The organism is Sedimentitalea arenosa (genome assembly GCF_016428585.1).
Lineage (GTDB): Bacteria > Pseudomonadota > Alphaproteobacteria > Rhodobacterales > Rhodobacteraceae > Sedimentitalea > Sedimentitalea arenosa.
In genome coordinates, this window is record NZ_JAELVR010000021.1 from 1 (window position 1) to 2,063 (window position 2,063).

Annotated in this window: 3 protein-coding genes; 2 read left to right on the forward strand and 1 reads right to left on the reverse strand. The window is 55.1% G+C overall.

Features of this window, described 5'->3' with window-relative positions; all coding sequences use genetic code 11:
• Positions 1–144: 144 nt before the first annotated feature.
• Together JF290_RS19365 and JF290_RS19370 are read left to right on the forward strand one after the other, a co-directional pair.
• Positions 145–1,530, forward strand: coding sequence for an HsdM family class I SAM-dependent methyltransferase (locus JF290_RS19365; RefSeq protein ID WP_199026549.1), 1,386 nt, complete (start codon positions 145–147; stop codon positions 1,528–1,530).
• Entirely contained in the window at positions 1,527–1,919 is a 393-nt protein-coding gene (locus JF290_RS19370) for a hypothetical protein (protein ID WP_199026550.1), read from the forward strand. The genes JF290_RS19365 and JF290_RS19370 overlap by 4 nt, the downstream gene beginning before the upstream one ends.
• Here JF290_RS19370 and JF290_RS19375 read toward each other — a convergent pair.
• Positions 1,907–2,063 (reverse strand): transposase (locus JF290_RS19375; RefSeq protein WP_199025136.1); only part of this gene is annotated, 157 nt, incomplete at its 5' end. The two genes, JF290_RS19370 and JF290_RS19375, sit on opposite strands and share 13 nt — an antisense overlap.

Sequence of the window (2,063 nt, forward strand, 5' to 3'; positions counted from 1 at the left end):
TCGGAGCCGCGCCATTTGTTCGTCAGTCAGCCAGAAAAGATTGCTCATCACGCCCCCTGAAGTTTGGGAGCTTGAATCAAGATCACGCGGAGACCGCAACCAAATCAATGGGTCCAGAGCCTAAGCAATGAGCCTATGGCGAAAATGGGCTTTTGGACCAACGGAAGCCAAACACTCGCTGTCTACAAGCGTCACCAATCGGAATGGGTGTTTGTCGAAAACGCGGGCCTCCCCCATCCTACCGACGATCTAACGCAGCCCCCCGATGTGCCCCCGACTTGGGATTCGATGCGGCAGCCGAGCGAGGCAGAATTGTCCGGTGCACTTAAGCGCCTTGTCGCAACGGTTGTTGTTTCGGACCCCCATGTTGTGCGACGCGAAGATCAGCTTCGGGAATTGCTTCACATTCTTTTAGTAAAGCTCGAAAGTGATGCAATCGCGAGCCGGTCTGCCAATCGCGGCAACCCTGTAGATTTCCGAATCTATGGCGATGTGATGACCAAGGTAGCGCTTACCGCGAACCAGCTCCGGGAAAGTTACAAGGAATACTTTCACAAGCAGCGAACGAGGATTTTCAACGCATCGGACAGGGAAGACTTGTTCCTGAGTGATGATACGATTTTCGCCGTAGTTGCAGAACTCAGCCCCTTCCGAATTCTCGGGGATGACGTTGACCTCCTCGCAAAGGCATTCCAGATTTTCCGAACCTCCGCACTAAAGAGCGGTGAGGGCCAGTATCTAACCCCTCTGCGCGTAGTTCGACCAGCCGTTATGGCGATGGAGATAACATCGGCGGACAAGGTGATTGACCCTGCCTGTGGCTCTGGGGCGTTCGTGGTTGAGGCTTTGCGGCAAGTTGCCCAGCGCGAGTTTCCAGGGGAAGATGAAGCGTATCATCTGGTGAAGTGGGCAAATGACAACCTATACGGTGTCGACAAAGACGACATTGGCGTCAAATTGACCAAAGCCACGATGGTTGCTATGCGAGACGGCTCAACACATGTGCTGCTTGGCGACGCGGTAAGGACAAACCTGTGGTCAGCCAAGTATCCGCGACTTAGTCAGGAGCTGGGGACGCCGGCGGAGAAGTTCGGGCTTGAACAGTTCACTGCCGTCGTCACCAATCCACCTTTCGGGGCCAGCCTCAAGGTCAAGGCCGCCGACTGCCGCGCTGAAGGCTACACGATTTCGACGTATGCCGCGATGAAGGGACCAAATGACCACGCCGATTTGGAAATTGGATTGGTCTACCTTGAGCAATGCTATCGCTTACTCCGCTTGGGTGGGCGGGTTGGGATTGTCCTACCAGAGACCTATTTCTTCAGTTATTCGTATCGGTGGCTCCCCTATTGGTTGGATGGACGCCTTGCGCTGCGGGGGATGCTAAATATCCCTATGGAGGCGTTTGAAGAGTTCTGCCGAGCGAAGACCAATTTCTATATCTTCGAAAAAATTGGCCGTGTCGACGCCGCATTCGATTCCACATCCATCCCGAAAAAGGCAACGGCGAAAAAGGAAGCTGGCAAATGAGCATTCGCAAGCCAAGTTGGTTTTCCAGCGAAACGATTATGGTGTCTACCGCCCCGACCTGCGGTCTTACTAAAGGCGGACGCCTCCTGCCCATAGTTGACCCCATAACGGGTAAGCGGATCCAAGAGACAGACCCTGAGACCGGCGGGTCCGTGGACGCAGTCGACGACAAACTGAAGGCGGACGCCATCGCTCTCGCGAATGGGAGCCAGACCGAAACCCTCAATTTCATCCCAGCGGCGGAAATTGACCTTCGATGCGCCGTACCTACCTACTACGATCATCGGTACCGCGACCAGTTTAACGAGGCGATGAAAGAGCCACAATTTGTCGGGTTTGGCACGGCAACGATCGGGGACCTGATTAGGCTCAGGACTCATAGCCAGTAGATGACCGTAGCGGCGAGAGCTATTGCCGAGAGGAAGACCTTCGGGCACCGGTCGTAGCGGGTGGCGACACGCCGCCAGTCCTTGAGCCTGCCGAACATGATCTCGATCCGATTGCGGCGTTTGTAGCGGCGCTTGTCGTATTTG